Annotated in this window: 27 protein-coding genes; 19 read left to right on the top strand and 8 right to left on the bottom strand. The window is 44.9% G+C overall.

The features are described 5' to 3' along the window. The first annotated feature begins 24 nt into the window (after window positions 1–24). Both gltS and QWZ05_RS03310 read left to right on the top strand, forming a co-directional pair. On the top strand, window positions 25–1248 hold the full coding sequence (gene gltS / locus QWZ05_RS03315) for a sodium/glutamate symporter (RefSeq protein WP_290296508.1): 1224 nt from the start codon (window positions 25–27) through the stop codon (window positions 1246–1248). A 21-nt stretch (window positions 1249–1269) separates the two neighbouring features. After that, entirely contained in the window at window positions 1270–2598 is a 1329-nt protein-coding gene (locus QWZ05_RS03310) for a patatin-like phospholipase family protein (RefSeq protein WP_290296506.1), read from the top strand. A 327-nt stretch (window positions 2599–2925) separates the two neighbouring features. Here the strand turns inward: QWZ05_RS03310 and QWZ05_RS03305 are convergent, their stop codons facing one another. Beyond that, window positions 2926–3264 (bottom strand): hypothetical protein, encoded by a 339-nt coding sequence (locus tag QWZ05_RS03305; RefSeq protein WP_290296503.1) that lies wholly within the window; start codon window positions 3262–3264, stop codon window positions 2926–2928. Window positions 3265–3504: 240 nt separating this feature from the next. Here QWZ05_RS03305 and QWZ05_RS03300 point away from each other — a divergent pair, with 240 nt between their 5' ends. After that, window positions 3505–4140, top strand: coding sequence for a response regulator (locus QWZ05_RS03300; protein WP_290296501.1), 636 nt, complete (start codon window positions 3505–3507; stop codon window positions 4138–4140). On the opposite strand, the gene QWZ05_RS03295 is transcribed toward QWZ05_RS03300, so the two are convergent. Then, on the bottom strand, window positions 4121–5053 hold the full coding sequence (locus tag QWZ05_RS03295) for a LysR family transcriptional regulator (protein ID WP_290296499.1): 933 nt from the start codon (window positions 5051–5053) through the stop codon (window positions 4121–4123). The genes QWZ05_RS03300 and QWZ05_RS03295 overlap by 20 nt on opposite strands. A gap of 254 nt (window positions 5054–5307) precedes the next feature. On the opposite strand from QWZ05_RS03295, the gene QWZ05_RS03290 reads away from it, so the two are divergent. From QWZ05_RS03290 to QWZ05_RS03265, 6 genes are all read left to right on the top strand, one after another. Beyond that, the gene (locus QWZ05_RS03290) at window positions 5308–5661 is read left to right on the top strand and encodes an MFS transporter (protein WP_290296497.1); all 354 of its coding nucleotides are present in this window, start codon (window positions 5308–5310) and stop codon (window positions 5659–5661) included. Further along, on the top strand, window positions 5655–6878 hold the full coding sequence (locus tag QWZ05_RS03285; RefSeq protein WP_290296496.1) for an HlyD family secretion protein: 1224 nt from the start codon (window positions 5655–5657) through the stop codon (window positions 6876–6878). Before QWZ05_RS03290 ends, QWZ05_RS03285 begins: the two co-directional genes overlap by 7 nt. A gap of 208 nt (window positions 6879–7086) precedes the next feature. Further along, entirely contained in the window at window positions 7087–7311 is a 225-nt protein-coding gene (locus QWZ05_RS03280) for a hypothetical protein (protein ID WP_290296494.1), read from the top strand. Window positions 7312–7811: 500 nt separating this feature from the next. After that, a complete protein-coding gene (locus tag QWZ05_RS03275; RefSeq protein WP_290296493.1) occupies window positions 7812–8195 on the top strand; it encodes a hypothetical protein in 384 nt (127 codons plus the stop codon). A gap of 259 nt (window positions 8196–8454) precedes the next feature. Further along, window positions 8455–9390: a phospholipase A gene (locus QWZ05_RS03270; RefSeq protein ID WP_290296492.1), complete on the top strand. Its 936-nt coding sequence runs from the start codon at window positions 8455–8457 to the stop codon at window positions 9388–9390. 117 nt (window positions 9391–9507) lie between these two features. Then, window positions 9508–9756: an EF-hand domain-containing protein gene (locus QWZ05_RS03265; protein ID WP_290296491.1), complete on the top strand. Its 249-nt coding sequence runs from the start codon at window positions 9508–9510 to the stop codon at window positions 9754–9756. Window positions 9757–9823: 67 nt separating this feature from the next. Here QWZ05_RS03265 and QWZ05_RS03260 read toward each other — a convergent pair whose 3' ends face one another. The 3 genes from QWZ05_RS03260 to QWZ05_RS03250 are packed head-to-tail and all read right to left on the bottom strand — an operon-like array spanning window position 9824 to window position 12402. Then, window positions 9824–10531, bottom strand: coding sequence for a 3-oxoacid CoA-transferase subunit B (locus QWZ05_RS03260; protein WP_290296490.1), 708 nt, complete (start codon window positions 10529–10531; stop codon window positions 9824–9826). 2 nt (window positions 10532–10533) lie between these two features. Continuing rightward, window positions 10534–11184 carry a CoA transferase subunit A gene (locus QWZ05_RS03255; RefSeq protein ID WP_290296488.1) on the bottom strand — a complete coding sequence of 217 codons (651 nt, stop codon included), beginning with the start codon at window positions 11182–11184 and terminating at the stop codon, window positions 10534–10536. Window positions 11185–11196: 12 nt separating this feature from the next. Beyond that, window positions 11197–12402, bottom strand: a complete 1206-nt coding sequence (locus QWZ05_RS03250; protein ID WP_290296486.1) for an acetyl-CoA C-acetyltransferase — start codon at window positions 12400–12402, stop codon at window positions 11197–11199. Between the two features lie 178 nt (window positions 12403–12580). Here QWZ05_RS03250 and QWZ05_RS03245 point away from each other — a divergent pair, with 178 nt between their 5' ends. Both QWZ05_RS03245 and QWZ05_RS03240 read left to right on the top strand, forming a co-directional pair. After that, window positions 12581–13468 carry a sugar phosphate isomerase/epimerase family protein gene (locus QWZ05_RS03245; RefSeq protein WP_290296484.1) on the top strand — a complete coding sequence of 296 codons (888 nt, stop codon included), beginning with the start codon at window positions 12581–12583 and terminating at the stop codon, window positions 13466–13468. 14 nt (window positions 13469–13482) lie between these two features. Continuing rightward, on the top strand, window positions 13483–14238 hold the full coding sequence (locus QWZ05_RS03240; RefSeq protein ID WP_264876465.1) for a sulfite exporter TauE/SafE family protein: 756 nt from the start codon (window positions 13483–13485) through the stop codon (window positions 14236–14238). Between the two features lie 40 nt (window positions 14239–14278). Here the strand turns inward: QWZ05_RS03240 and QWZ05_RS03235 are convergent, their stop codons facing one another. The 3 genes from QWZ05_RS03235 to QWZ05_RS03225 form a co-directional block, all read right to left on the bottom strand. Beyond that, window positions 14279–14776, bottom strand: a complete 498-nt coding sequence (locus tag QWZ05_RS03235) for a YcxB family protein (RefSeq protein WP_290296481.1) — start codon at window positions 14774–14776, stop codon at window positions 14279–14281. Window positions 14777–14884: 108 nt separating this feature from the next. After that, window positions 14885–15808, bottom strand: a complete 924-nt coding sequence (locus QWZ05_RS03230; RefSeq protein WP_290296479.1) for a LysR family transcriptional regulator — start codon at window positions 15806–15808, stop codon at window positions 14885–14887. Window positions 15809–15893: 85 nt separating this feature from the next. Continuing rightward, on the bottom strand, window positions 15894–17336 hold the full coding sequence (locus QWZ05_RS03225; RefSeq protein ID WP_290296477.1) for a sugar porter family MFS transporter: 1443 nt from the start codon (window positions 17334–17336) through the stop codon (window positions 15894–15896). Between the two features lie 536 nt (window positions 17337–17872). On the opposite strand from QWZ05_RS03225, the gene iolE reads away from it, so the two are divergent. The 8 genes from iolE (at window position 17873) to QWZ05_RS03185 (ending at window position 26820) form a co-directional block, all read left to right on the top strand. Then, window positions 17873–18766 carry a myo-inosose-2 dehydratase gene (gene iolE / locus QWZ05_RS03220; protein WP_264876461.1) on the top strand — a complete coding sequence of 298 codons (894 nt, stop codon included), beginning with the start codon at window positions 17873–17875 and terminating at the stop codon, window positions 18764–18766. Between the two features lie 100 nt (window positions 18767–18866). Then, a complete protein-coding gene (gene iolD, locus QWZ05_RS03215; RefSeq protein ID WP_264876460.1) occupies window positions 18867–20738 on the top strand; it encodes a 3D-(3,5/4)-trihydroxycyclohexane-1,2-dione acylhydrolase (decyclizing) in 1872 nt (623 codons plus the stop codon). A gap of 69 nt (window positions 20739–20807) precedes the next feature. Next, on the top strand, window positions 20808–21983 hold the full coding sequence (locus QWZ05_RS03210; RefSeq protein ID WP_264876459.1) for a Gfo/Idh/MocA family protein: 1176 nt from the start codon (window positions 20808–20810) through the stop codon (window positions 21981–21983). An 11-nt stretch (window positions 21984–21994) separates the two neighbouring features. After that, window positions 21995–22981, top strand: coding sequence for a 5-dehydro-2-deoxygluconokinase (iolC, locus tag QWZ05_RS03205; protein WP_290296473.1), 987 nt, complete (start codon window positions 21995–21997; stop codon window positions 22979–22981). A gap of 174 nt (window positions 22982–23155) precedes the next feature. Beyond that, window positions 23156–24025 (top strand): 5-deoxy-glucuronate isomerase, encoded by an 870-nt coding sequence (locus QWZ05_RS03200; protein ID WP_290296471.1) that lies wholly within the window; start codon window positions 23156–23158, stop codon window positions 24023–24025. A gap of 9 nt (window positions 24026–24034) precedes the next feature. Continuing rightward, window positions 24035–24862, top strand: coding sequence for a class II fructose-bisphosphate aldolase (locus tag QWZ05_RS03195; protein WP_290296469.1), 828 nt, complete (start codon window positions 24035–24037; stop codon window positions 24860–24862). Between the two features lie 80 nt (window positions 24863–24942). Next, the gene (locus tag QWZ05_RS03190; RefSeq protein WP_307726632.1) at window positions 24943–25776 is read left to right on the top strand and encodes a MurR/RpiR family transcriptional regulator; all 834 of its coding nucleotides are present in this window, start codon (window positions 24943–24945) and stop codon (window positions 25774–25776) included. A gap of 219 nt (window positions 25777–25995) precedes the next feature. After that, window positions 25996–26820, top strand: coding sequence for a sugar phosphate isomerase/epimerase family protein (locus tag QWZ05_RS03185; RefSeq protein WP_290296467.1), 825 nt, complete (start codon window positions 25996–25998; stop codon window positions 26818–26820). Window positions 26821–26880: the final 60 nt, after the last annotated feature.

The raw sequence follows: 26880 nt of genomic DNA, 5'->3' as shown, positions 1-26880 counted from the left end.
CAAAATAGGGCTAAAGAGTTTATCGTGGAATTTGAAAACAACATTTTACATTTAGGATCATTCTTTGCTGTAACGATGGGAATCGTGGTTCTGTTTGTTGGTCGCAGATTGAATCAAGTGATTGGCTTTTTGAAAGAGTTTAGTATTCCAGAGCCTGTTTCAGGCGGCATTCTGGTTTCAACACTATTGGCCATTTTGTATGCAACAACATCGATTGAAGTCGAGTTTGATTTAATGGCTCGAGATGTCCTACTGGTCTATTTCTTCACAACGATTGGTATAAACGCAAGCCTAAAAGATCTGATGAAGGGTGGTAAGCCATTAATTGTGTTATTGGCAATAACGATCTTCTTTATGGTGATGCAAAATGTGGTTGGGGTGTCTGTTGCCTCGATGTTTGGCTTAGAGCCCGTCTTTGGTTTGTTAAGTGGCAGTATCTCTTTGATTGGTGGTCATGGAACTGCAATCGCTTGGGCACCGAGAGTTGCAGAGCAGTTTGGCCTAGAAAGCGCGATGGAAATAGGGATAGCGAGTGCGACCTTTGGCTTGATACTGGCGAGTTTAATGGGAGGGCCGATTGCGAAATACCTGATCAAAAAGCACAATTTAGCTCCAGCGACCACGAATAAGCAAGCTGAAGTGGCGGAAAATAAAAAATCGGTAGAGTCGATGACCGCGTTTCAATTTCTCGACGCAGTGCTTGCGATTCATATTTGTGTGATAGTCGGTGTCTTGCTTGATGCGGCAATCAGTCAAACAGGACTTCAGTTACCGCTGTTCGTCTCTTGTCTGTTTGCAGGTATTGTAATTACTAACCTCATTCCTGACTCATACCCACGTATCTCAGGGACAAAGTGGCCAACACGTACACTCGCTGTTGACCTTATCGCTGACATCTCTCTAGGTACATTTTTGGCAATGTCACTAATGAGTATGCAATTGTGGACGTTAATTGACCTTGCTGGTCCTATCTTCGCGATACTAGGTATGCAGTTACTACTCGCTGTTGTGATAAATATTTTTGTGGTATTCCCGGCTATGGGTAAAACTTATGATGCAGCTGTTGTATGTGCAGGCTTTGGTGGTATCTCACTAGGCTCGACGCCTACCGCGATGGCGAACATGTCGGCGGTCAGCCAGAAGTACGGCTACTCAGCGCAAGCATTTATTATTGTTCCATTGGTGTGTGCGTTCTTTATTGATTTAGCGAACGCATTAATTATTCCATATTTTATGAGTCTAATGTAAGCAACGAGAAAGGAAATTGTGATGGTTAATCGTTTGAGCATGCTGTTGATTTTGATTGGCGTCTTATCGGGATGTTCTACGATTAACCGTCCCCTCAATACGCCCCAGGAGGAGATAAGCACCAAGATTTCACGCGTTGAAGCGAATCAAGATAACAACCAGGTCACGGTGATTCTTGCCTTCTCAGGTGGCGGTACGCGGGCTGCAGCCTTGTCTTATGGGGTACTCGAACAACTTAAAGAGACAAACATAGTGATCAACGGTGAACAGAAGCGATTACTCGATGAAGTGGATGTCATTAGTTCTGTATCAGGCGGTAGCTTCACTTCGGCATATTACGGCCTTTATCAAGACAAAATTTTCACTGATTATCGAGATGATTTTCTTTACCGAGATGTTAAAGATGACTTGGTCTCGACGATATTAAGCCCAATACATTGGTTTTCTACCTGGGGTAGAACAGGTGTTGCTACCAAATATTATCAAGACAATATCTTTGGAGATGCAACGTTTGGTGACTTCGATAACGATGGACCATCCATTATTATCAACGCTTCAGATATTACGACAGGGTTAAGGTTTTCCTTCGTTCAGCCTTATTTTGATCTGCTTTGTTCTGATATCAGTGATTACCCAATTTCAAATGCCGTCGCTGCCTCGGCTGCTGTTCCTGTTTTATTTGAGCCTGTAGTGTTGGAGAACCATGATGACTGTGCGTCTACAGAAATGATTCAAACGGCGGTATCAGGACAACGAGACCTCTCTTTTCAGTCCAAGCAAACCGTGCGCGATATTCAAGAGTACAGTGACAAAGAGAAGAACCAATATATTCATTTAGTCGATGGTGGTATCACTGATAACTTGGGGTTACTGGCGATCTATGATCTGCTTGAGCTTGGTGATTATCACGGCTCACATTATTTCAATAAACAAGCGATAAACCATCATGTCATTGTGATTTCGGTTGATGCATCAACAGAGCCAGAGCTGGGAATAGGTAAGAGCGCAGGCGTGCCATCGGTATCACAAACCCTCAACTCGATTACCGATATCCAGTTGCACCGTTACAATGATGCTACCAAGTCACTATTTATGAAGTCATTGACTCAATGGGCGCAAGAAGCATCGACAGGGAGCACAACCGTGCACCCACATTTTGTTCAGGTTGCTTTTGTTCATACACCTGATTTAGAGAAGCGACTGCTTTTTAATCAAGTGCCGACCGACTTAACGCTTGATCATGATGTTGTCGATTCATTGATCCAGGAAGGGCGGGACCAGTTGCGAAACAATCGAGAGCTTAATGCTGCATTAGAAAGTATCGAGTTAAATGATTTGCAAGCCATGTAGCTTTCGAAATACGAGATGGTTACCTGCAGTTCGATGGTTGTGCCTTTATTTTTTTGTAGATGGAGTTGCAATTTTCCATTGATGAGGTCGGCTCGCTCTGCGTCAAATCCCATACCGTCAACTCCAGTTATAGAGCCATTGGGAACTGCTGTCGTGCGCAAGGGAGGTGAAGGGTTGATCTGCCTTGCCCCCCCGAGTCGGTTACAATGAGGCGCAGCAAGTGCTGTAACGGCGAATTTTCAGTTGAAAAGCTCGTTCACAATATAGATAAACTTCTCTAAATGGCAAAGCGCAAGGTGAGAACCGAGTGTGTCATAGCTGTTACGTCTAGTCCGTTATTGTCAGAAGAACCTCGTTGATGACATTAAGCAGTTTTGACTCAAGCTCACTGTAGGCGATATACCGGTATTGATGATTAGCCTCAAAAGCTTGCTTTGTTAAGCTGTCTGTATAGGCGCCGATGACAATCACATAGTTGCTGCTTTTGCTACATGGGGTTTGAAGAAAGTCTTTGAACCATCGGCTATCAACCATTGTGACCGCCACTTTCTCCTCACCACAACAACATTGCTGCTGAAAACTTAATTCGATATTAAGGTTGTTGTGCTTGAATAGCGAATGAATGGCATGGTATACACGTTCATCGCCTAAAAAATGCACCTTCATGGTCGACTATCCTAAAATTATCATGAGGAAAGTGTCGCACTGACACTATAAATTGATAACTCGCAAATTTACTAGTTCGAACGTATGAATCATAACCACCATAAAATTGGTGCTTGTTATTGGATCTGTTTTGTTTACAACTTGTTATTTTTTCGGAATAAAGCTAGTTTTACAACGTAAGTCAAACACAAGGAAGGATTGGTGCTTTCAAAGCAATCAATCATGTTATAGGAAGTAAAAATGAAACAAAAAACAGTGCTGTTGGCTGATGATCATGTCATGGTCGCTGAAGGGTTAAAAAATTTGCTCAAAGAGGAGTATGACATTGTCGGTATCGTTGAAGATGGCAATGTGCTAGTGCAAAAGGCGAGAGAGCTTAAGCCCGATGTGATTGTTTCTGATATCTCAATGCCCATCATGAACGGAATTAATGCAGCTGAAAAGATTCTAGCCGTCAACAAAGAGGTAAAGATCATTTTGCTCACCATGCACCCTGAGCTTAAGTACGCAATGAAAGCACTTGATATTGGTGTTCAGGGATACTTGCTAAAGCATGCTGCGCCCGAGGAGCTTTTGATTGCGATAAAAACCGTGCTGTCCTCTAAAACGTATATCACGCCTACATTAGCTGCAGACATTATGGATGCTTATAAAAATAAGCAGGGGCAACCAGAAGATCCTCTCGACATTCTCACCGCACGACAAAGACAGGTACTGCAACTTTTAGCGGAAAGCCACTCCGCCAAAGAGATTGCGAATATTCTCAACGTATCCAGCCGCACCGTTGAATTCCATAAGTACAAAATGGTTGAAGTATTGAAACTCAAAAGTGCGAACGAGTTGGTTCCTTTTGCGATCAAGAATGGCCTAGTATGATTGACTCAGACACTTTGTCTAAGTAGTACCCTTTAAGCGCATTAATGAACTTGGTTTCATGCTCAGATAAAACCTTACCGTTGTTATAAGCAATATACGCGTGCTCTCTGCTGGAGTTATTTTGACGAAATAGCGAAATTGCTTGGCCTGTTCTTATTGCGCTTTGCATCAACACATCATAGTTCCAAGAAACACCCAAACGATTTAATACCGCATCTCGTGCTTTTAATGCATCGTCTACAACCAATAAAGGCTTAACAGTCAACTCTCTCAGTTTATCGTCACGCCAGTATTGCCAGCGAACGGACGCATTTTCAGCTTGGTGAATGGAGATGCAAGGAAGGTGATGACGCTGTATATCCTCCGGAGATCTTAACTGATCTTGTTGGTCGCTTGTTATTAGGGCTGGATGAACGTAAAAACTTCTAGATGCACTCATATAGTGAATAAACGTGCGTGTTGAGTGATCGAAGGTGTTGGTTTGTAGTCGAAGGTGATCGCCCAACCTTTGCCCTTGCTGCCTATTATGGATTGTACGAACGTCCACTACGATGTCCGGAAAGTGTGTTCGAAAATACGGTAAAAAATCACAGATAAGTAGATGTGACAATGATTGCAAGGCCTCTACAACAACGGTTTTATTCCAACGACTATGCCCGGCGGCTAAGGCTTTTAAGTTATCGAGTTCCTGTTGCAGCGTATCACTCCCTTGCAGGAATCGTTCGCCAAACTCAGAAAGGGTAATGCCTCTCCTTGAACGGATAAACAACTTTTGATTGAGCTTCGCTTCTAAGTCCAAAATCTTACGGCTAATTGTGGGCTGGGGAATGTTTAGGCTAAAGGCCGCGTCACTGAAACTCTGGAATGAAGCAATTTTGGCGAAAAAGAGAACCTCTTGACTATTAATTTGCATAGATGACCTACTTATTAATCTGATGTTTGAATGATGATTAATTTGAAGAGATTGTTATCTAGTTATGCACTAATTAATACTCGTTAAATTACTAGCTATGGTGAAATTTAAATGACTAGTATTAGTTAAACGGATAGCTAGTAAATTTTCGAGCTATAAATTTATCCTAAAACCTTATGATTAATATGTCAGTGTTAATCAAGGTTGTAGCAACCTATGTCTATCAACCAATAAGTGAGTTAAGGAGACAAACAATGAGTTTAGTCAGTGTACCATTTGTAGAAACAGCAACTGATACCGGGCTTCATGTGGTTGCTGCGATTGTATTAATTGTGTCTATTTGCGCGGTTGCGTTTGCGTTTTGGAAGCTGCATGAACTGCCTATACACAAAGCACATGCTAGTGAACATCGTCAAATAGGCTTGATAACCATGCTAACTTGGATCGGGTTTGTATGGCACTGGGTATGGGTGCTTGCGATAATCGTTGCATTCTTAGATGTTGAACAGGCAATTATCCGAGTACGCGATATTTGGCGTCATGGTATAGCAGATAGTCAGCATTCATCAGAAGAAACAACAGTGAATAAAGGAGATGAGTTATGTTAGAAGGTCTCGCTATTTGGGCACTATTTATTTATATATTACGCCTACTCGGAATTCCTTGGAATAAGCCATTTAAAATGTTCGCCTATCTTGGTGGTGGATTATGGCTTGGTTTTGTTTGGATTGGTTTAATTAATTATACGCCAATGGATTTGTCTGGAGGGTCAGTAGTTCAGGCTCCGCATGTTCAATTAAGACCAGGAAATACGCAGATAAAAGGTAAAGTTCACAAAATTCATATCGAACCAAACTCAAAAGTGAAACAAGGGCAGTTGATATTTGAATTGGACAATGAAATCTATCACATTCAAGCTGACCAAGCGCTCACTAAGAAGAGAGCGGCAGAAGTCGCTTATCAGGTTGCCATTGAAGAAGTAGAGTTGACCCAAACTAACTTAGAAACCACCTTGATTAATTTAGAGATCTTGAAGAGTAACCTGCATTCCGCTCAAGATGACTTGAAATTACAAGGGAATACATTGAAGCGCTACAATGCGCAGAACGCCAAGGTAAAATACACAATCACAGAACGTTTACTGGATGAGCAACGCACAAAAGTGTCTCTGGCGAGCAATAAAGTGGAATCGCTTTTGAATGAAATAAAGCGAAATGAAGTTACAGTGACTGAAGCACAAGTGCAGATTGAAAAATCTAGACTTAACGTTCTGAATGCAAAAGTCGAAATGAACTCAGCGCGTGAAGTTCATGCTGAAGCCATGTGGAAACTCAAAGAGACCAAGGTACATGCACCTTCTGATGGGTTTGTTACGAACTTCATTCTTCGTGAAGGGCAATATGTCGGAATTTTGTCACGCATGCAAATGTACACTGATGAGAAATATGTTCTGATGCGCGTCAATCATCAAGCAATCCGTAATGTAAAAGCAGGGCAGTTGGCAGAGTTTGCTTCACCGGTTTATCCTGGAAAGATCTTCTCAGCAGAGGTACAGGGTATTGTTGAAGCGACGGGAGAGTCGGAAGCTGGAAGCATGGGACGAGAGCTATCTGTTTCTCAAACCACGCTAAAAAATGTCAAAAACAAGTACCATTTTGTTCGACTCAAACTCAACGAACCAGAAGGCTATGACATCCCGGTCGGAGCGGTTGGGCTTGCATGGATTAGCGGTGAAAAACCAAGCCATCTTCTGTCTTTTCTTGATGCAATTCGTGGGATCATTATCCGAATGAAGGCTCAGATTTACTACATCTATTCTGTATAGCACCACATTGATATAAGTATAAAAACCACAGGCTAACGGCTTGTGGTTTTGTCGTTTCAAGTTAAGAGTATTCAACTGTCATCGTTCCAATAGTGGTGAACAGTGTTGTTTAGAAGTTTTTCCAACCGCGACTAGTAGATTTGCTAGTCCCTATATTCACGTTCATTGCGTACAGTAAACTCAAGAGTTCAAACACTAGGTGGCAAGTATGAGCGCGTTATTGAGACTGACTGGTATTACCGAGGGACTGGATAGTCAAGAGGTGAATGCTATCTATATTAAGTGCATGACCATTTATGAAACCATCAACGACTTTTTTGAGGCTGGTGCAGAGTATCGCTATCAGATCGCTATCTATGATGAATTTGGTCATATCATCTCACGCAAAAACCTCTCTGCAAACAGTCAAGTTTCGCTAGCAATGTGCGCATGAACCAAAACCAGTTATCTATTGTGGCTGGCCCAAACTAGCGACAATCAACGCAATGAGGGCTTGCTGTTAAAAGTCAGCTTAGCGATTATGCAAGATACTATCTTGCTACAGATTCAAGATGGTGGAATGGAGTTCGATGCAAAAAAACACTTCAAGCACCAGGGTGAACTCTCGCGGTTGCTATTGTCGGTTGGGGGGGCACTATCAGTAGTTGTCACTCGCCGATGAAGGTTTGTTTTCATTCGATTCTAGCTCTGATTTGATGACACAAAGTGTTAAAGCCGGATCCGTTGTTCTTTCCCTATTGGATAAATTGTACGCTCCTTCAATAACCTAGCAGTTAGTTTGACATGTCTCATAATTTAGACGCTAACTCGGCGGTCTCTTATCGTAGAACATCATGTCATCTAGCAAGGTGTCATGATCGTTTTTGAGTCGAGCCAACCTTTTCTAAAACCCCTTTGCTCGGCTCCTTTTTAGTATTCACGAGGAGAGAACTCATGAAAAAACGTATTTGGATTGCAGTCGCTGGCACGGTCTTTTTCGCAGGGCATGCTAATGCGGGCTATTCTGGAAATATTGGCTCTATGGAGAACGTTACTGGGTATTGCTCAACGGCAAGTGGGCAGTTAGGTAAAGTGGTTGATGCGAAGCAATATGGCTACGTCTGTTCAGAGCAGGGTGTGGGCGCTATGCATGGTTATCAGCAGTGTGTCACCTCGTCTGGTGAAGCAGGGCAGTTGGTCGATGGTAAAGAATATGGTCACATTTGTGTTAGCTACCGTAGTGACATTACCCAGTCACGCTACGCTTGCACAAATGAGATGGGCAAACCAGGTTATCTTGTTGATGCCAAAGAGTACGGGTATATCTGTAAAGGCTAGATTGCCCTAGCTATGTGAATAGAATAACCATAAAGTTCAGGCGATTGTTCCCTGTCGCCTGGGCCTTTCCAGGTTAAAACGTGATATAGGTACGGATTCTCCTCACTGTCATATTTTTAAACGATTTTGTTCCCAAGTTAATTTGAATTTTTCCAAATCCTTTCCCAACCTTAAAGAAGTACAAGCACACTTAACTCATTGAAAAATAGCTTTGTGGCATCAAAAACGCCGACAAATCGAATAACGAAAGGATGCGTTAATGAAACATATAGGTTGGATTTGTACCTTGCTACCCAGTTTGGCGTTTGCTTCTCAGGAATGCCAGTCGATAAAAGACGATATGGCGCGTCTCAGTTGCTATGACGGTGAAGACAGAGCCGCTGACGTTCAAGTCGTGGAAAAAGATCTTGATACTATGAGTTTCGGGCAGATTGTTGATTATGGCAATTCACGCGAGATCTTTAAGCTCACGCCTCACCGAGCGAACTACATATTGCCTTTCTCATATAACCAAAAACCGAACAATGTTTACTGGCAAGAAACCAACCCAGACTCTGAACTTGACCGCATCGAAGTGAAGTTTCAAATCAGTGGCAAACTGAAATTGTGGAAAGATCTCTATAAAGATTGGGATTTGTGGTTTGGCTATACTCAAACCTCATGGTGGCAGCTTTATAACGGTACTCATTCCGCACCATTTAGAGAAACCAATTACAGCCCAGAGTTAATGCTGAGCACGTATCCGAATATCTCAATTTTTGGTTTTGATTTGGTGCAAACCGATTATGCCTTTATTCATCACTCGAATGGAGAAGACAAAGAGTTATCTCGTAGTTGGAATCGTGTGTACGCGAATCTAGTGTTCAGTAAAGATGATTACTTGATCTCTCTAAAACCTTGGTATCGAATCCCAGACCCAGACAACAAAGATGATAACCCGAATATCCAGGACTATATGGGCTACGGAGAACTCACCTTAGGTTATCGACATGATGGGGCTTTCTATGGTGTGCTGCTGCGTAACAACCTAACCAGCAATAACAAAGGGGCAGTTGAAGTCAATATGGCTTATCCCATATTTAAGGCGGTCAAACTGTATGCTCAGTACTATTATGGTTATGGGGAGAGCCTGATTGACTTTGATCATAAGGTCAATCGATTCAGTTTAGGGGTTCTGTTGTACGATGTGTTATAGCATCGAGGATTCATTGTTCATTGAATACATAAGTTAAAATCCATGCTTTCTCCACAATTGAAACACATTGTAACGTCAGAGTAAGGCTGTTCTCCAAAAAGATAGAAGGATACAGTGATGAAAAAGTTATTGCCTGTGATGATCGTTGTTTTTGCTGGTGTTGGATTAAGCTCAATGGCCTTTGCTAACCAACCGCCACGACAGCCGCCGACATTTGAGGAGTTAGATGCCAATGGTGATGGACTGCTGAGTGAAGACGAAGTCAAAGGACCATTGAAAGACGATTTTGCCAAGTTCGATGTGGATGGAGATGGCTTTTTGTCTCAAGAAGAGATGCCAGAGCCTAGGCAGAAAAAGAGGTCTTAATTAGACATTAAATTTCTTTGTTACAGACAGAATGAGGGGAGCCATGCTCCCCATTTTATTGTCATCGCTAATGTGGTGTCGGCATCGTAATTAGATGCGGCGAAATAATGAGATCCGCTTCTGTCGCCATTTGCACCTCTTCAATGGAAAACTCTGGTGCGAGCTCAGTTAGCTCCATTCCCTGTTGCGTGATGTTGAATACACCTATTTCAGTGATGATCAGGTCAACTTGGCCAGTAGCTGTTAACGGTAAAGTACACTTTTGGAGAAGCTTAGGTTTCCCTTTTACAGTATGCTCCATTGCGACAATAACCCTTTTAGCTCCGACGACTAAATCCATCGCACCGCCCATGCCAGGCACCATCTTGCCCGGGATAATCCAGTTCGCGAGATTGCCATACTTATCCACTTGGAGCGCCCCAAGTACCGTCGCATCCACATGGCCACCACGAATGATCGCAAACGAATCAGCGCTGTTAAAATAACAAGCACCTTCGATAGCTGTAATGTGTTGCCCCCCAGCATTCACAAGGTCTAAGTCAATTTGTTGCTCCAAAGCTAAACTATCAATCCCAAGCAATCCATTTTCTGCTTGCAGCAATAATTCGACATCTTTATCCACTTCATTAGCGACTAAAGTAGGCAGACCTATACCCAGATTCACGATGTCACCATCGTTCATCTCTTGGGCGACACGCCATGCGATTCGGCGACGTATAGTATTTTTATCTAATTGAGTACTCGCGACTTGAGTCGCTTCTAATTGCGCAGTCATAGTTATGCCTCCATCAAGATGTAGTCTACGTAAAGGCTTGGTGTATGCACTGCTTCAGGCTGAATGTCACCAAGTTCGACGATTTGTTCTGCTTCAACCACCACCTTATCCGCAGCGGTAGCCATAAGTGGGTTAAAATTCTGCGTGGTTTTGTTGTAAAACACGTTGCCACGCTTATCGACTTTAGAACCGCGAATAAAGGCAAGGTCTGCTTTTAGTGGTTTTTCGAGTAAGAAGGATTGGCCATCAATCTCTATGACCTGTTTTCCTTCTGCCAAAATGGTTCCTAAACCTGTTGGTGTGAGCACACCACCTAAGCCAGCGCCAGCGCTGCGAATTCGCTCAGCTAGGGTACCCTGTGGTACGAGCTCTACTTCTAATGTCCCTTCATTCATCTGCTTACCCGTTTCTGGGTTAGTACCGATATGAGAGGCATAGAGCTTTTTGACGCGCTTTTGGGCAATCAGGCGACTCGCCCCTTTGCCTGGAGAGCCAGTGTCTGTGCTGATTAAGGTGATATCTTTAATGTCTTTCTCAATCAAAAGGTCGATCAGTTTTTCGGGCGCACCTGTTGCCATAAAGCCGCCAATCATAATGGTCATCCCATCATGAAGTAGTGTTTCAAGTTGTTGTGAAGTTGCTGCTTTTTTCATGATGATTCTCCATTAACAACGTTTAATAATCAGCGCCGTTCCCATGCCCCCACCAATACACAGTGAAGCGAGGCCGTATTCTTGGCGCGTACGTTGTAGCTGGTGGACGAGGGTAGTGACGATGCGGTTTCCAGATGCGCCAATAGGGTGACCCAATGCAATAGCGCCGCCGGTGGTATTGCAGCGTGCAAGTAGCCATGCTTCGTCAATATTGTGCTGCTCTGTCAGTGAACGAACGACGCCTAGTGCTTGAGCTGCGAAGGCTTCATTTAGCTCAAAGAGATCAATTTCATCAATCGACATATCGGCTTTAGTCAGCGTGTTAGCAATTGCAGAGACCGGGCCCAACCCCATAACTTCAGGCGCGAGGGCGCCTTGTCCATACTCGATAAGCTCTGCTACTGGCTTTAGGTTATGTCTTTTGACCGCACTTTCAGAGGCAAGTAGGAGTGCAGAAGCGCCATCGTTTATCCCTGACGCGTTGCCTGCGGTTACCGTGCCTTCTTTTTCAAATGCTGGTCGTAGGGCTTGTAGTGCGTCAAATGTACAGTCTAGCTTCGGGTATTCGTCTGTAGTGACTTCAACTTGGCGCTTACGCAGCCTGACAGAGACCGGCGTAATCTCTTCACTAAAATAGCCCGCTTCAATAGCGGATGCGGCTTTACGTTGGCTCTGTAGGGCAAACGCATCCTGTTCTTCACGGCTCAATGAAAACTGTTTCGCGATGTTTTCTGCCGTGATTCCCATGTGGTAGTGATGAAAAGCATCCGTTAGGCCGTCCTTGATGATGCTGTCATCCATGGTTTGATGCCCCATGCGATAGCCTCGGCGTATCTGTCCCGGAGAGACATAGGCGGCATTTGACATACTTTCCATTCCTACGGCTAATACGATTTCTGCATCGCCAGCACGAATATGACTAGCACCATCCATAATCGCTTTCATGCCACTGCCACAGATCATGTTCAGGGTATACGCGGGAACAGACTCGGGAATGCCAGCCTTGATGGCAGCTTGGCGCCCAGGGCCCATGCCTGTGCCTCCGGTGAGAACATTGCCAACAATCACTTCATCTATTTGGTCAGCAGGAAGGTCAGCAGACTCAAGCACCGCTTTTATCGCACATACACCAAGGTCAACGGCAGATAATGAGGAAAACGCGCCATTGAAGTTCCCAATTGGGGTTCGTTTAGCTGCGACAATAAAGATTCTTTCCATGTGGGTTACTCCGGTGAAATAGTCATTGAAGCTAGTGTATGAACCTGAGAAAAAGTTCGATATAGGCAGAATTTCAAAGCCGCTTTGCAGAAATGCAAACACCATACGAGGGACAAATCACACATTTTCTCACTAAGAAAATTTAAGGTTTCGATAAATCAACTTAGGAGATGAAATTATGCTGAATCGAGTAGCGTGCGCCCCTTGCTGCTGGGGTATTGAACAAGCGTCTGAAGCGGTGAACCCAAGCTGGGGTAAAGTGTTGATGGAGGCAAGTGAAGCGGGGTATAGAGGGATTGAGTTAGGCCCAGATGGATTTTTTCCTCTCCAAACCGGTTTGCTACAGAGTGCGTGTCGCATAAGAGGCCTACAGATTTGCGCAGGCAAGATAGAGCTTCCTTTTGCCGATGTAACTCAAAGTGAACGTATTCTAAAGGAGACACACCGCGTGTGTAAAAACCTTGCCGAATTAGGCGTTGATAAACTGCTAATCATGGAGGGAATACACAGCGAAAGATATCGTCATATTGGACAAAGCGTTACCGCACCGCGATTGTCATTAGACAAAAAACATCAAATGGTGTCACAATTGAATTGCATCATAGAGATTGCCAGCCAGTATGGTCTGCGTTGTTTATTGCATCCGGGGATCGGTGGCTACATCTCCTATAAAGATGAGATAGAGTTTGTGATGCATCAGATCCCGGCGAGTCGATTGGGGTTATGTTTGGATGTCGGCCATGTATTTCTCGATGGGATGGATCCTGTATCAATGATTCTACAGTATGGAAAGCGAATCCAACATGTTCACCTAAAAGACGTTAATACTGAAAAGCTGCGAGTGGCGATTCGTAACAAGTTGGAGTGGGTCGATGCCTATAGCGAAGGTTTGATTACTCCGCTTGGTGATGGTGACATGAAGCTCAAGAAAGTGATAGAAGCGCTAAAGTCAGTCGATTATGAAGGCTGGCTGGTGGTGGAGCATGAGCATAGTAACGCCCAACTAAGCGCTGTAACTAACGATCTCAAGCGTAGTCGTCATTTTCTGACACAAGCCATAGCTTAAGTGAGGTACAAGTGATGCTGAGCGATCCTTGGTTTTATATCTTAGCGATCCCTTCCGTGCTCATATATGCCATAGGCAAGGGTGGTCTAGGAGGCGCGCTTGGCATTCTTTCAGTGCCGCTGATGGCGATGGTAGTTCCTCCGACTCAAGCGGCCGCGATACTTCTGCCGATCCTTTTGGTTATGGATGGGTTCGCCATTCGTCATCACTATAAAAACGCCAATTACACAGTTATCAAACAGATGTTGCCTGGCGCGATGTTAGGGGTTCTATTAGCGGGTTTGTTTTTGAGTGTCACACCCGAAGCGGGTTTGAAAATTACTGTGGGGCTATTATCGCTGTTTTTTTGCCTGCAATACTGGTTTAGCAACCAACAGTTAGACGGGACACCCAGTCGCTTCTCAGCATGGGTTTGGAGTACGTTAAGCGGTTTTTCTAGCACAGCGATTCACGCAGGCGGTGGGCCAGCGAGTATTTATCTATTGCCGTTAAAGCTGCCTAAAGTGACGTTGATCGCCACGATGGCCGTTTTGTTCGGTATTATTAACGTAGCAAAACTGATCCCCTATATCGCACTCGGAGAGTTTGATTCAACGAACTTAATGACAGCTTTAGTATTAATGCCGCTCGCGCCTATTGGGGTAAAGCTAGGGGTATATTTGCTTCATCGAGTGAGCCAAGAGCGCATCTACCAGCTTTGCTACCTATTCCTGTTTCTTTCAGGAGCAAAGCTGAGTATTGATGGGTTTTCTTCGTTATTGGCAGGCTAAGAAGACCGTTGAAGATTTCACTCAATTTAGCGAAAGTATATTACTGTTGCTCGGAATGTGAATCGGCGTGCTGTTTTAACATGAACAAGATAGCGTCATCATTCAAACATGACTTACTGACATATTGGCGCTGTTTTCCTAGGTGAAGGATAAGCCCTAAATCAGTTTGCTCAATTTGGTCTATTTCAGCCCAAGTAATGTTTCGATCAATTTTACCACTTTTGTAATTCACACTCTGAGCGTTAATTTGGAGTGTGACTTTGCTGGATTTTGAACTGAACGTTTGTCGCCAGAGCCACCAAGTTCTCTTAAAGTAAACACTCATTACTTCAACAACACTCAGCACAACAAAGAACCAGCCCACATAGCCGTTCGGCAGCAATTCAAACTCCAACAAGGCGACGCCAAAAACGAGAAAGAGAAAGCCTTTTACGTAGTCTTTCGGAAACTGAGTCGGTTGGCTAGTTTGATCATAACACTCAGCAAGAAAAGGCTTGTTGAGGGTGTATTCAGTAGTGAAATTGAAATTTTTAGACATATAAGGCTACTTAATGGTTTCTGTGAGTGGTTACCAGTGCTGCGATTTCGCGGCGCCGACATTGTATCGCCTTTTGCGTTCTATATTGAGTTATTTTGAATAGCCAGCTTACGCCCTTAGCTGTCGAACCGCAGGATTGGCTTGCGTCACATCACTGAGCAAAAAGTCCTTAAAGCGCGTCGCGACTGCAGAGGCATTCTTTTGTGAGTGATAATAGAGGTTCAAGCTCCAAATACTGGTTTCATAGTCTTCAAGCAGAAGCTCTAGTTGACGTGCATTTAAGGCTTGCTGCACCACAAACTCGGGTAGGTAAGCAACACCTGCGCCTCTTATCGTGCCATTGAGCAACAGATCACTGTCATTCACCTCTATGGTTTTCGGTACCTTTAGCATCATGTTTTCGAGACCTTTACGAAAGATCCAGTCATTGCTTCCAGTCAGTGTGGTGGCCATCAGGCAAGAGTGTTCACTCAACTGCTGAGGTTCGGAAGGACGTGAGCGTAGCTCAAGGTAATTTGGAGAAGCGACCACAACGAAAGGGCATTGCATGAGTTCGCGCTTAACGAGTAGCAGGTCTTTTTCGCGATAGCCTTGAAAATGAGCATTAGCGCTGATCATTAAGTCACACGTACTGGCGTGATCCAGTGCCCAAGGTGTCACGTTGATATTGAATGTGACTAAAGGATTGAGCTTGGAATACTCAGCGATTTTATCCATCAAGAAGTGGTTTGCATAGACAGGGGTGCAGGCAATGGTGATGTGGCCTTTTTCATGGTCTTGGAACCCTTCAAGTTTGCGGCTAATGCGCTCTGCTGAGTCGACTAAGGGAGAAAATTCCTCATATAGGGTTTGACCCGCTTGAGTGGCTTCAAGTAAGCGGTTTGAACGGCGACAGAGTGTGGTATCAAAGTGTTGCTCTAAGTCTTGTAGCCAACGGCTACCGGCAGAAACAGAAATATTCGATAGGCGTGCAGCAGATGAGATTGAGCCAGAGCGGATCACATGAACGAAAAATGCCATTTTATCGAGCATACTACTTTCCTCGTATAAGTCTTACTAAAAGCAAAAAAGGAACAGAGGTAGGGAGCTCTGTTCCTTTTTTAGTTAAAAATGGAGATTAAGCGTGAGCTTCAGAATGTTTTTCTGGTGCTTTTTTGCCTAATTTTTCCGCCATTGCTTCTTCCATTTTCTCAAGTGCAACGCCCTTCGTTTCAGGCACGTATTTCACAACGATAAACATACAAATCAGAGATAGGATAGCGAAGAGCCAGAAAGCAAATGCGCCGTTAAAGTTCTCTTGTAAGTACGCGTTATCATTAATCATTGGGAACGATTGAGTGACTAGGAAGCCTGTGAACCATTGTGCGCCGACTGCAATGGCCATCGCTCTTGAGCGAATGCTGTTCGGGAATATTTCAGAGATCATCGTCCAGCATGCACAGCCCCACGATGTCGCGTAAGACACAACGTATAGACACAATGCAAATAGTGCCGCGTAGCCTTCCGTTTGATTGTAGAGTACGTGACCCACAACAAACATACCAAGTGCACAGCCAAGTGTACCGTATTTCATCAGTGGAAGACGGCCGACTTTATCGATGAGGTACATACCAAGAGCGTTACCACCAATAAACACTAAGCCGACAAACGTTGTTTGGAACAGTGCATTTTCAGTAGAACCGGTAATAGGTCTTAGGATTTCTGGTGTGTAGTACATGATAACGTTGATACCCGTTAATTGCTGAGCCGCCGCAACGAACGTACCGATAACCAGAATGGCAAACAACAGCGGCGAGCGAAGGCTAACTTTTTTGCCTTTTGAGCCAGCGGCTTCTTTGAGTGAATCTTGGATTTCAGAGATTAGGCGATCAGCGTGTTTAGGGTTAGAGATGCGTGATAGGGTTGCTTTTGCTTCAGCTACGCGACCTTTTAGTACCAACCAGCGAGGAGATTCAGGAATAATAAACAAAAGGGCTGCAAAAATGGCTGCAGGTATTACTTCTGAACCCAACATCCAACGCCAACCTAGGTCAACCAGCCATGCTTCAGACATGCCTTTTGCAATAAGGTAGTTCACATAGAAAACCCCGGTTTGACCAATAACCGCGGACTGTTGGAACATACTAACTGCTCGCCCGCGGAAGTCTTTTGGTGCGACTTCAGACATATACATTGGCGAAACCACACAAGCAAGGCCGACAGCAACACCACCGACGATGCGCAGCATGACATAAAACGTAAACGTTGGAGCAAAGGCAGAGCCAATGGCTGAAATGATAAAGAGCATTGCTGCGATGAAGAGGGTGTTGCGACGACCGTATTTTAATGCGGCCCAACCAGCGCTGACAGCGCCAATGATACTACCTAAAACGACACTGGATACTGCCCAACCGGTTTGAGCGGCAGAAAGTCCAAAGTACTCCCGGATTGGTCCGATAGCTCCCGAAATTACCGCTGTGTCATAACCTAGGAGTATCCCACCGAGGGCTGCGATACAACAGATTCTGACGATATAGGCGATATTGTGTTTTCGTACTTCGGCATTGGAGGTTGCTTCCATTATATTTTCCTTTATTAGATTCCCCGAACTTTTGCTTAACCATCGAATCAGCGCCAGTTGGGTAATGGCCAATACCGCGTTTGTAGGGTACGTGTATTGGATATCTATATAGCCACGCATTTATAGATTTATCAGTGTGGAAATTATTTTTCATTGCGTTGGCGATAATCATCATAGGTGTAGATGGTGTGTAAGACTAGAGGTGTAATGGATCTAATACTGAAAAGTGTTATCTCTATCAAAGTATGGAAAACATTTTTCAAATCATACAATTTGCATAACCTATTGATTTTAATGTATTTAAAAATATGAGATCTGTGTCAAACTGACTCTTTAAGCCCCGTTATATAAGGGGTTTTTTACTTTCTAACATAAAATTCACAAATGAAATTAAGAATGAAAAATATTTTTCAATTCGGTTTTTTTTGGTTAATGTAATTTCCAGTGAAACACAATTTGTGAAAAGAAAGTGCTCCACAATAACTAACACTTTTATTTCACCTCCCTAAATAAAACACCTTCGTTGGAGAATAAAAATGAGCAACGTGCAATACGGAATTAGCCCACTGACTTGGACAAACGACGACATGCCAGAACTTGGCGGTGATATCCCATTGGAAACGTGTCTAAGTGAAATGGCAGAAGCTGGCTTTACAGGTACTGAACTTGGCACTAAATACCCTCGCGAGCCTGAAGTACTGATCCCGTTATTAGAAAAACACGGTTTGGTTCTAGCATCAGGTTGGTACAGCGGCAATCTTATGACGCTATCTGCAGAAGAAGAGATTGCATCGATGCAAGAGCACATCAAGCTACTAAAAGCAGCCGGCTGTAAAGCGATGGTATATGGTGAGGTGAGTAACACGGTTCACGGTGATATCAACACTCCACTTTCTCAGCGTGTGATTCTTACTATGGATCAGTGGAAAACATACGGTGAAAAGCTAACAACCGTCGCTGAGTACTTACTTAACGAGCATGACATCAAGCTCTCTTTCCACCATCACGTGGGCACAATTTGTGAAACAGAAGATGACATCAACTTGCTGATGGAGTTCTCTGGCGACGCGGTTCACCTAACACTTGATACAGGCCACATCACTTACGGTGGCGGTAATCCAGTAACGATGATTGAGCGTTGGGGTCATCGTATCGGCCACATGCATTTTAAAGACTTACGTCTAGACGTTATGAAAACAGCACGTGACGCAGATAAATCGTTCCTTAACGCTGTGTTAGACGGTGTGTTCACCGTACCGGGCACTGGCGATGTTGACTACGATGATGTCTTCGCTGCACTGAAAGCACGCAACTACTCAGGTTGGTTGCTAGTGGAAGCAGAGCAAGATCCAGCGAAAGCACACCCTCTGACTTACGCGAAAACCGCTTACGAGAACATTACAGGTTACGCGAAAAAGTACGGCCTATAAGACACAACTGGGGGGCCTGTCCCCCCAACTTCTCAAGCTACTGACACCCTTATTACCTGTAGCTGATGAGTAATAAATAATAATGATACCGGGGAAGACAATGAATACTGTACGCTTAACTGTTGCCGAAGCATTAGCACAATACCTCGCAGCGCAAATGATTGAAGTAGATGGTAAAAAAGAGCAGCTTTTCGGTGCTGCATTCGCCATCTTTGGTCACGGCAATGTGACTTGTTTTGGACAGCAACTGAAAAACATTGAAGACAAAATTCCAACTTGGCGTGGGCAGAATGAGCAGTCGATGGCGACTGCGGCTATTGCTTACGCTAAAGCTAATAGACGCCAGCGTATTGGTATAGCAACAAGCTCAATCGGCCCAGGTGCAACCAACATGGTGACTGCAGCCGGTATTGCTCATACTAACCGTCTTCCGGTGTTACTTATTGCTGGTGATGCGTATGTCAGCCGTTTGCCTGACCCGGTGCTTCAACAGCCAGAGAACTTTTACGATCCATCGATTACATGTAATGACACATTTAAGCCATTGACTCGTTACTGGGACCGCATCATTTCACCTACACAGTTGATGCATTCACTGCCTCAAGCAATTGATACCATGCTAGACCCAGAAACATGTGGCCCAGCATTTATCGGCTTACCACAAGATATCCAAGGCGTGGCTTACGACTTCCCTGAAGTCTTCTTTGCAGAAAAAGTACACCGTATTCGCCGCCCAGAGCCTGAGCAGGCAGATTTAGAAGACGCAAAAGCAGCGCTACTTAGCGCAGAGAAGCCACTCGTTATTTCTGGTGGTGGTGTGCATTACTCATTGGCAACTGATGAGCTAGCAGCATTCGCTAAAAAGCACAATATTCCAGTCGTTGAGACGATTGCGGGTCGCGCTACTATGCTGCAAGACAACCCGCTAAACGCAGGACCAATTGGTGTGACAGGTTCAGATTCAGCCAACTACATGGCAGCACACGCTGATGTTGTTCTTGCTATCGGCACTCGCTTGCAAGATTTCACAACAGGCTCTTGGAGTGTATTTAAGAACCCTAATATGAAGCTGGTCACCATCAATACTGCGCGTTTTGATGCGATTAAGCACCGCGCAATCCCAGTTAAAGCGGATGCAAAACGTGGCTTGGTTGAGCTTTCTAACCTACTTGGTGATTTCCGCAGTGGCGATGACTGGGCAGCAACAGCGAAAGCGCAAGCTGATGAGTGGAAGGCGTTGGTACACCGTCGCACTAATCCGCAAGAAGGTGAGTTACTCCCGGGTCTGACTTCTTATGCCGAAGTGATTGGCAAGTTAAACAAGGCAATGGAGCCAGGAGATACCGTACTGACCGCTGCGGGTGGTTTACCTGCCGAGTTGGCAATGAACTGGCAGAACTACCAAATCGGTAAATTTGACGTTGAGTTTGGTTTCTCATGCATGGGCTACGAGATTGCGGGCGGTTGGGGCGCTAAAGTGGCGAATCCAGATAATGATGTCGTGGTACTTGTAGGTGATGGCTCTTACCTGATTCAAAACTCAGACATCTACTCTTCGGTATTAACCGGCCACAAGATGATTGTTGTGGTATGTGATAACGGCGGTTTTGCGGTGATCAACAAGCTTCAGAACAACACGGGTAATGAATCATTTAACAACCTACTAGAAGATTGTCGCCGCCCAGATGGTGAAGTTGCACGAGTCGACTTCGCAAAACACGCAGAAGCTCAAGGGGCGATCAGTGAAAAACTCACTTCTGTTGATGAACTGGATGCCGCATTCCTACGCGCTAAAGAAGCTGACCGTACCTACGTGATTGTATTGGACATTGACCCAGTATCACCTGCTGCATGGTCTAAGTGTGATTGTTGGTGGGAAGTGGGTCTACCTGAAGTGACTCGCAATGACACCACCGCGCAGAAAGTCGCGGATTGGGAAGAAGGCCGCTCGACTCAACGTGCTGGCGTCTAAAACCGATTTTTCTTAAAGATTTAAACCAAATACGAATAGGGCTCGCAAGAGCCCACCAAGGAGTCTGACATGTTTAATGAAGAGCGTCATTTTGAACAACCTATTCGCTGGGCTATGGTCGGTGGTGGCCGTGGCAGCCAAATCGGTTACTCACACCGCAACGCAGCGACGCGTGATGGCTTGTTCAAGCTTGTTGCGGGTGCGTTTGATTTAGACCCACAGCGTTGCCGCGATTTCGGTGAAAACTTAGGTGTTGATGGCGACCGCTGCTACGCAAGCTACAAAGAGATGTTTGAGCAAGAAGCGCAGCGTGAAGATGGTATTCAAGCGGTTTCGATTGCGACACCAAACTCAACACACTATGAGATTTGCAAAGCAGCGCTTGAAGCGAATTTGCATGTTGTGTGTGAAAAGCCAATTACGTTCACTACAGAAGAAGCGGAAGAGCTAAAAGTGATTGCAGCAGAGCGCAATCGAGTGATTGGCGTGATGTATGGCTACACAGGTTTCCCAATGGTGCAGCAGGCACGTGAAATGGTGAAACGTGGTGATCTCGGTGAGATTCGCGTTGTGAACATGCAGTTCGCGCACGGTTTCCACAATGAAGAGTACGAAAAAAATGATCCAGGCTTGAAGTGGCGTGTAAGCCCAGAAGTTTCGGGTCCTACTTATGTACTTGGTGATATCGGTACACACGCCTTCTACCTAAGTGAAGTGATGACAGGCCTAGAAATCGACCGTCTAGCGTGTATGCGTCAGAGCTTTATTGCATCACGTGCACCGCTAGAAGATAACGCGCACATCATGCTGCAATTTAAAGGTGGCGCGGTAGGCACACTTTGGGCATCTGCGGTGAACGCAGGTTCTATGCACCAACAAAAAATCCGCATCGTAGGCTCAAAAGCGTCAATCGAATGGTGGGATGAGTATCCAAACCAACTTCGTTTTGAAGTACAAGGTGAAGCGCCTCGCGTATTAGAGCGCGGCATGGGTTACCTGTATCAAGACGCGGAAGGCGTTGCATCAAACCGCGTTGGTGGTGGTCACGCTGAAGGTTACTTCGAGTCTTGGGCAAACTTATACCACCGCTTTGCGATGGCGTTTGATGCGGCGAACCGAGATGACCAAGCAGCACTAGCGGACATTTGGTTCCCAGGCATTGATGCAGGTATTGAAGGCGTGCGTCTATGTGAGAAATGTGTTGAGTCAGCCGATCAAGGTGCGGCTTGGGTTGAATACAAGTAATAGGAAAGACGATGACTATAATTGCACTTCAACAAAATAGACCGTTGGATGCCATCGTTTTAGGACGTGCGGGCGTAGATCTCTACGCTCGTGAGTCAAAAACGGACATGGCAGACATCTCTGGCTTTAACAAGTTTGTCGGTGGATCTGCTGCTAACATCGCAGTCGCGGTAAGCAAGCTAGGTGGTAACGTTGGTTTCATCGGTTGTGTCGCTGAAGACTCGTTTGGTGACTACGTTAAGCAGTATATGTCAGGGCAGGGTATTAACCTTGATGGCATGAAATCGGATGGTTCTGGCTCTCGCACATCGGTTGCGTTTACAGAGATGAAGCCAAAAGACTGCACGGTGATCATCTACCGCAACAATGCGTCTGATTTAACCATCCAACCAGAAGAGATTGACCCTGAGTACATCGCGAAATCAAAAGTGCTGGTAGTCACCGGTACCGCGCTTTCGGAAAGCCCAAGTCGTGAAGCAACCTTGATTGCGATGCAACACGCTCGTCGCAGCAATACATTGGTTGTATTGGATGTTGACTACCGCCCTTACTCATGGCGTACGGATACCGATGCCTCTATCTACTACGGCATTGCAGCAGGCTTATCCGACATCGTGATTGGTAACCGCGAAGAGTTCGACATGATGGAAACAGTACTGGCTCCGGGCAATACCGATGATGATCAAACAGCAGAGCGCTTCCTGTGTGAGAACACGCAGATTGTCGTCATCAAAGCGGGCGAGTTTGGCTCAAAAGTTTACTGCCGTGATGGTCACAGGTTTGAGCAAGGTATCTTCCGCGTAGAAGCGAATAAGCCATTTGGGTCAGGTGATTCATTTGCTGGAGGGCTTGTTTGGACGTTAACAACAGGTGGTTCGCTTGAAGAGGGTGTACGTAACGGCACAGCCGCAGCCGCAATCAATGTGAGTGGTGACAGCTGTACTGAAGCGATGCCAACCAAAGAGCAGTTATTCGACTTTATTGAGACGAGAAGTTAAGAGGTCAGTCAGTGTGTCCGGCACTGACGCCTCAATCTTATGTCTCCCGGGCCGGTATATCGTTTGAGGGGAACTGATAATGATTTACACACCATCGTGGCCCGGTTTTTTATACCAAGCAGGTTAGTGAAGGATTTGCAGCCTTAGTTTAAGGCTCTAGTGAGGAAAACAAAAATGGGTAAACATATTCCACCTTTTGACAACAAGAATGAAGCTATCGTTGGCGCAAATGACGAAGTCACGCCATTGTGCTATTTCAACCAAGTCTTCTTAAAACAAAACGAAAAATTTGACCACAGTGTTGAAGGATACGAAACCGTGATCGTTCTTGCAGGTGGAACCTGTTGTATCACTGTCTCAAAAGATGGCACAAGCGAAACATTCGACAACATCGGTAAGCGTAAGTCAGTATGGGATGGTAATCCTGAAGCAGTTTACGTTCCACTCGGATACACAGCGGAGATTTCTTGTGTCAGTGATAACGCTGACATCATGATTGCCGGCGGTAAGTTCGAAGCTTCGTTAGAACCTTTCTGTGTGCGCGAAGACACCGTTGATATTGTGCAGTATGGCTCTGATGACACCAAAACGCACCGTAAGATCAAGCATGTTCTTGGTCAGTCAAACTCTGAGAAGCGCGGTCGTTTATTGGTGAGTGAGCTGTTTACTGTTGGTGCTGGCGGTTGGTCTGGCTTCCCGCCACATAAGCACGATGAAAACCGCATCAAAGAAGATGGCAGCAAAGAAACCTTATATGAAGAGGTGTATCAGTTCCGCTTCAATCCTGAGTTTGGCTTCGGTGCGCAGTTCTTGTATGAACATGAAGATGATTTAGGTCCGGTTTACCATGTCAAAACAGGTTCAGTGATTGCCATTGATAAAGGTTATCACCCAAGCGTTGCGGCACCAGGCTACGAGATGTACTACTTCACTATTATTGTCGGCAAAACAGAGAAATCTTTGATTCAGCATTTCGACCCGCACCATGAATACCAAGTCGAAACGATCCCTGGCATCAAAGACATGATTGCTAAGTTTAAATAGGGGATTGCTATGCTAGTTTCATTAAAAGAGTTGCTGCCTCAAGCCGCTAGGTCAAATTACGCTGTACCGTGTTTCAATGTGTTTGGTTACGAAGATGCCCGAGCAGTCGTAGAAGCTGCAGAGGAAGTAAACAAACCGGTTATCCTCGCTTGCAACAAGGATGTTGCAGATTTTTATGGTGTGGAAACCGCGGCTGCGATGTTCTTAAACCTAGCGAATAACGCGTCTGTACCTGTTTGCTTACACCTCGACCATACCTATGAAGAGGAAGTCGTCTATCGCGCGCTAAAAGCAGGTTTTAGCTCAGTGATGTTCGATGGCTCACAGCTTACCCTTGACGAGAATATTGCTCGTACACGTAAAGTGGTTGAAGTTGCGCACGCGTTAGGGGCATCAGTCGAAGGTGAGATCGGATCAGTGCCGTATGAAGAAGGGCGTGACCATATCAAGTCCATATTTACTGAGCCAGAAGATGCCGCTCGCTTTGCACAAGAAACGGGTGTTGATGGTGTCGCAATCTCAGTCGGGAACGTACATCGATTAACAGAGCCTACAAGTACAATTGATTTTGGTCGTCTTGATCGTATTGCCAATGAAGTGTCTACGCCTTTGGTGATTCACGGCACAAGTGGTATCAAGGATGAAGATATTGCTAAGTTGAAGTTAAGCCGCGTATCTAAGTTCAATATTGGTACCTGTTTGCGTCAGGCATTAGGTCATAACTTACGCGATTATATGAATGAAGAGACGGACAAGTTTGATCGTATCTACTTCATGCGCAAGGCCATGCCACATGTAAAACAAGAAGCAATTCGTAATTTCGAACTGCTATTTTAAAATAAAGTCCCCAACGCTTTGATTGGGGACAGTTTATTTATTCGCTGCATTCGGTAATATAAAGGAGAGCAGTTTAAATGATGGATTTAGAAGTGGGTGCACCGCAAGACTTAGACACTCTAAAAGAGTTAATTTCTAAGCGCTACGATGGATTAAGTAGTCGTCTACAACAAGTCGCCAATTTCGTTACTGAGCAACCTATGTTGGTGGCGGTAGAAACGATGGCGACCATTGCAAATCAAGCGAATGTGCCGCTGTCCACATTAAGCCGTTTCTCCAACGCTATGGGCTTTGATGGATTCTCTTCCATGCAGGCCCTGTTCCGTGAGCAGTATCTTAATAGGCCAAGAGATTACAAAGAGCGAGTTCGCAAGGCTCGTGAGATGGAAGATGTGCCTCAAGATGCACCACAGGCGATCTTCCAAGACTTTGGCCACGCCAATATTGAAGCTTTAGAGCAACTTCAGCTGTCAGTTTCTCCGCAGAAACTAGAGCGTGCAGTGAGCATCATGGATAAAGCAAAGACCATCTATATCCAAGGCACACGTCGTGCTTACCCAGTCGCTTTTTATCTGTGGTACGCATTGATGAAATCAGATAAAGATGTGGTTCTTCTCGATGATCATGGTGGTATGTTATCGCCTTTGACGAGACGTATGAATGAAGATGATGTGCTATTTGCCATTACCTATGCACCCTACGCTCAAGAGACGAGTGAGCTGATTGATGATGCCTGCAAAAAGAATGTCCCTATTGTTTGTATCACCGATAATCAGATGACTCCACACGGCAGTAAGATGGAAGTGTGCTTTGAGGTTGAAGAGGGTGAGTTAATGGGCTTCCGCTCTTTAAGTGCTTCAATGTATCTGGCGCAAACTCTAGCCGTTAGTCTTATTTGCCAAGAAGTAAAGTAAACCGTATCTGAACGAAACCAGTAGGGTTAGACATCGAGTTGTTAGCAATAGTGTTGCCAATGACTTTCCCAATTAATCAGTTAGCCAGGGCTATTTGAAAATAGTACTGCGGATTCGTTCGGCTTTAATTTGTACAATTAAGCCCGACAATACATTTAAATAATTAATTCACCTTATTAATGTTTGAATGTAGAGAGGGTAAACAAAGAGGTTATCCCCATGCGTTTCGCACTCCACGGAATGTGCTCACTGCACAGCAATATTCTTTCTGATGTACGTCTAGCAAAAGAGACTGGTTATCAAGGTCTTGAAATTCACACTGAAAAACTGTGGCGTTATATTAACGCTGGTCTTACCGCATCTCAGCTGAAATTGAGAATGGATGAGTTTGGTATTGAACCGACAGCTATTGATATTATTGGGGCGATAGAGGTGACGGATAAAGAGCGTAAAGCCAAGCTGTTCTCAGATACGGAAATATTGTGTCGCTTTGCCAAAGAGATCGGTGCCCCGACGATACAGTTGAACGCATTTGAGGGGCTCAATGGCTTAACTAAGCAACAGAATATTGAGCTCACGGCACAGAACATTCGTCAAATTGCCGATATCGGTAAAAATTACGGCATTCGCTTCCAGTATGAAGGAGCGGCTTGGACGCCTATTGCCAAACTGGAAGATTACTATCGTTTACACGATGCGGTTGGGCGCGACAACTTCGGTTTCGTTCTTGATACTTGGCATTTGTGGGCATGTCGAGGCGCAACGTTAGAGCAAATGGCCGCGATTGATCCGTCACTTATCTACAACGTCCACATTTCCGATGGTGGGCGACCTGCTGAATTGGAAGCGTGGCCTGATGAAAGAGAGTTACGCGGTCACATCATCGGCCAGGGTGATATTCCGTTAAAAGAGTGGGTAGATGCAATCCGTCAGACTGGCTATGAAGGCTTCTATTCAGGCGAGTACCTCAATGACCAGTTATGGGAAGGGGATTATCACGATATCGCCAGCGATATGCTTGCTGGTATGAAGCGTCTCTTTTAGACACTGATTACTGATCTCTCACCTCCCCTTAGGGCGTTATCACTGCTGACAAACTGTAGT

Source organism: Vibrio agarivorans (genome assembly GCF_030409635.1).
GTDB classification, from domain to species: Bacteria; Pseudomonadota; Gammaproteobacteria; order Enterobacterales; family Vibrionaceae; genus Vibrio; species Vibrio agarivorans.
This window is presented reverse-complemented; position numbering and strand designations above follow the sequence as displayed.

Coding starts and splice junctions, on each gene's coding strand:
- QWZ05_RS03275 (WP_290296493.1), top strand. CDS start 7,812: ATGAAAAAACGTATTTGGATTGCAGTCGCTGGCACGGTCTTTTTCGCA.
- QWZ05_RS03265 (WP_290296491.1), top strand. CDS start 9,508: ATGAAAAAGTTATTGCCTGTGATGATCGTTGTTTTTGCTGGTGTTGGA.
- QWZ05_RS03260 (WP_290296490.1), bottom strand. CDS start 10,531: ATGACTGCGCAATTAGAAGCGACTCAAGTCGCGAGTACTCAATTAGAT.
- QWZ05_RS03285 (WP_290296496.1), top strand. CDS start 5,655: ATGTTAGAAGGTCTCGCTATTTGGGCACTATTTATTTATATATTACGC.
- QWZ05_RS03185 (WP_290296467.1), top strand. CDS start 25,996: ATGCGTTTCGCACTCCACGGAATGTGCTCACTGCACAGCAATATTCTT.
- QWZ05_RS03255 (WP_290296488.1), bottom strand. CDS start 11,184: ATGAAAAAAGCAGCAACTTCACAACAACTTGAAACACTACTTCATGAT.
- QWZ05_RS03230 (WP_290296479.1), bottom strand. CDS start 15,808: ATGCTCGATAAAATGGCATTTTTCGTTCATGTGATCCGCTCTGGCTCA.
- QWZ05_RS03195 (WP_290296469.1), top strand. CDS start 24,035: ATGCTAGTTTCATTAAAAGAGTTGCTGCCTCAAGCCGCTAGGTCAAAT.
- iolE (WP_264876461.1), top strand. CDS start 17,873: ATGAGCAACGTGCAATACGGAATTAGCCCACTGACTTGGACAAACGAC.
- QWZ05_RS03240 (WP_264876465.1), top strand. CDS start 13,483: ATGCTGAGCGATCCTTGGTTTTATATCTTAGCGATCCCTTCCGTGCTC.
- QWZ05_RS03250 (WP_290296486.1), bottom strand. CDS start 12,402: ATGGAAAGAATCTTTATTGTCGCAGCTAAACGAACCCCAATTGGGAAC.
- iolD (WP_264876460.1), top strand. CDS start 18,867: ATGAATACTGTACGCTTAACTGTTGCCGAAGCATTAGCACAATACCTC.
- QWZ05_RS03210 (WP_264876459.1), top strand. CDS start 20,808: ATGTTTAATGAAGAGCGTCATTTTGAACAACCTATTCGCTGGGCTATG.
- QWZ05_RS03235 (WP_290296481.1), bottom strand. CDS start 14,776: ATGTCTAAAAATTTCAATTTCACTACTGAATACACCCTCAACAAGCCT.
- QWZ05_RS03290 (WP_290296497.1), top strand. CDS start 5,308: ATGAGTTTAGTCAGTGTACCATTTGTAGAAACAGCAACTGATACCGGG.
- QWZ05_RS03310 (WP_290296506.1), top strand. CDS start 1,270: ATGGTTAATCGTTTGAGCATGCTGTTGATTTTGATTGGCGTCTTATCG.
- QWZ05_RS03280 (WP_290296494.1), top strand. CDS start 7,087: ATGAGCGCGTTATTGAGACTGACTGGTATTACCGAGGGACTGGATAGT.
- QWZ05_RS03225 (WP_290296477.1), bottom strand. CDS start 17,336: ATGGAAGCAACCTCCAATGCCGAAGTACGAAAACACAATATCGCCTAT.
- iolC (WP_290296473.1), top strand. CDS start 21,995: ATGACTATAATTGCACTTCAACAAAATAGACCGTTGGATGCCATCGTT.
- QWZ05_RS03295 (WP_290296499.1), bottom strand. CDS start 5,053: ATGCAAATTAATAGTCAAGAGGTTCTCTTTTTCGCCAAAATTGCTTCA.
- QWZ05_RS03305 (WP_290296503.1), bottom strand. CDS start 3,264: ATGAAGGTGCATTTTTTAGGCGATGAACGTGTATACCATGCCATTCAT.
- QWZ05_RS03300 (WP_290296501.1), top strand. CDS start 3,505: ATGAAACAAAAAACAGTGCTGTTGGCTGATGATCATGTCATGGTCGCT.
- QWZ05_RS03270 (WP_290296492.1), top strand. CDS start 8,455: ATGAAACATATAGGTTGGATTTGTACCTTGCTACCCAGTTTGGCGTTT.
- QWZ05_RS03245 (WP_290296484.1), top strand. CDS start 12,581: ATGCTGAATCGAGTAGCGTGCGCCCCTTGCTGCTGGGGTATTGAACAA.
- QWZ05_RS03200 (WP_290296471.1), top strand. CDS start 23,156: ATGGGTAAACATATTCCACCTTTTGACAACAAGAATGAAGCTATCGTT.
- QWZ05_RS03190 (WP_307726632.1), top strand. CDS start 24,943: ATGGATTTAGAAGTGGGTGCACCGCAAGACTTAGACACTCTAAAAGAG.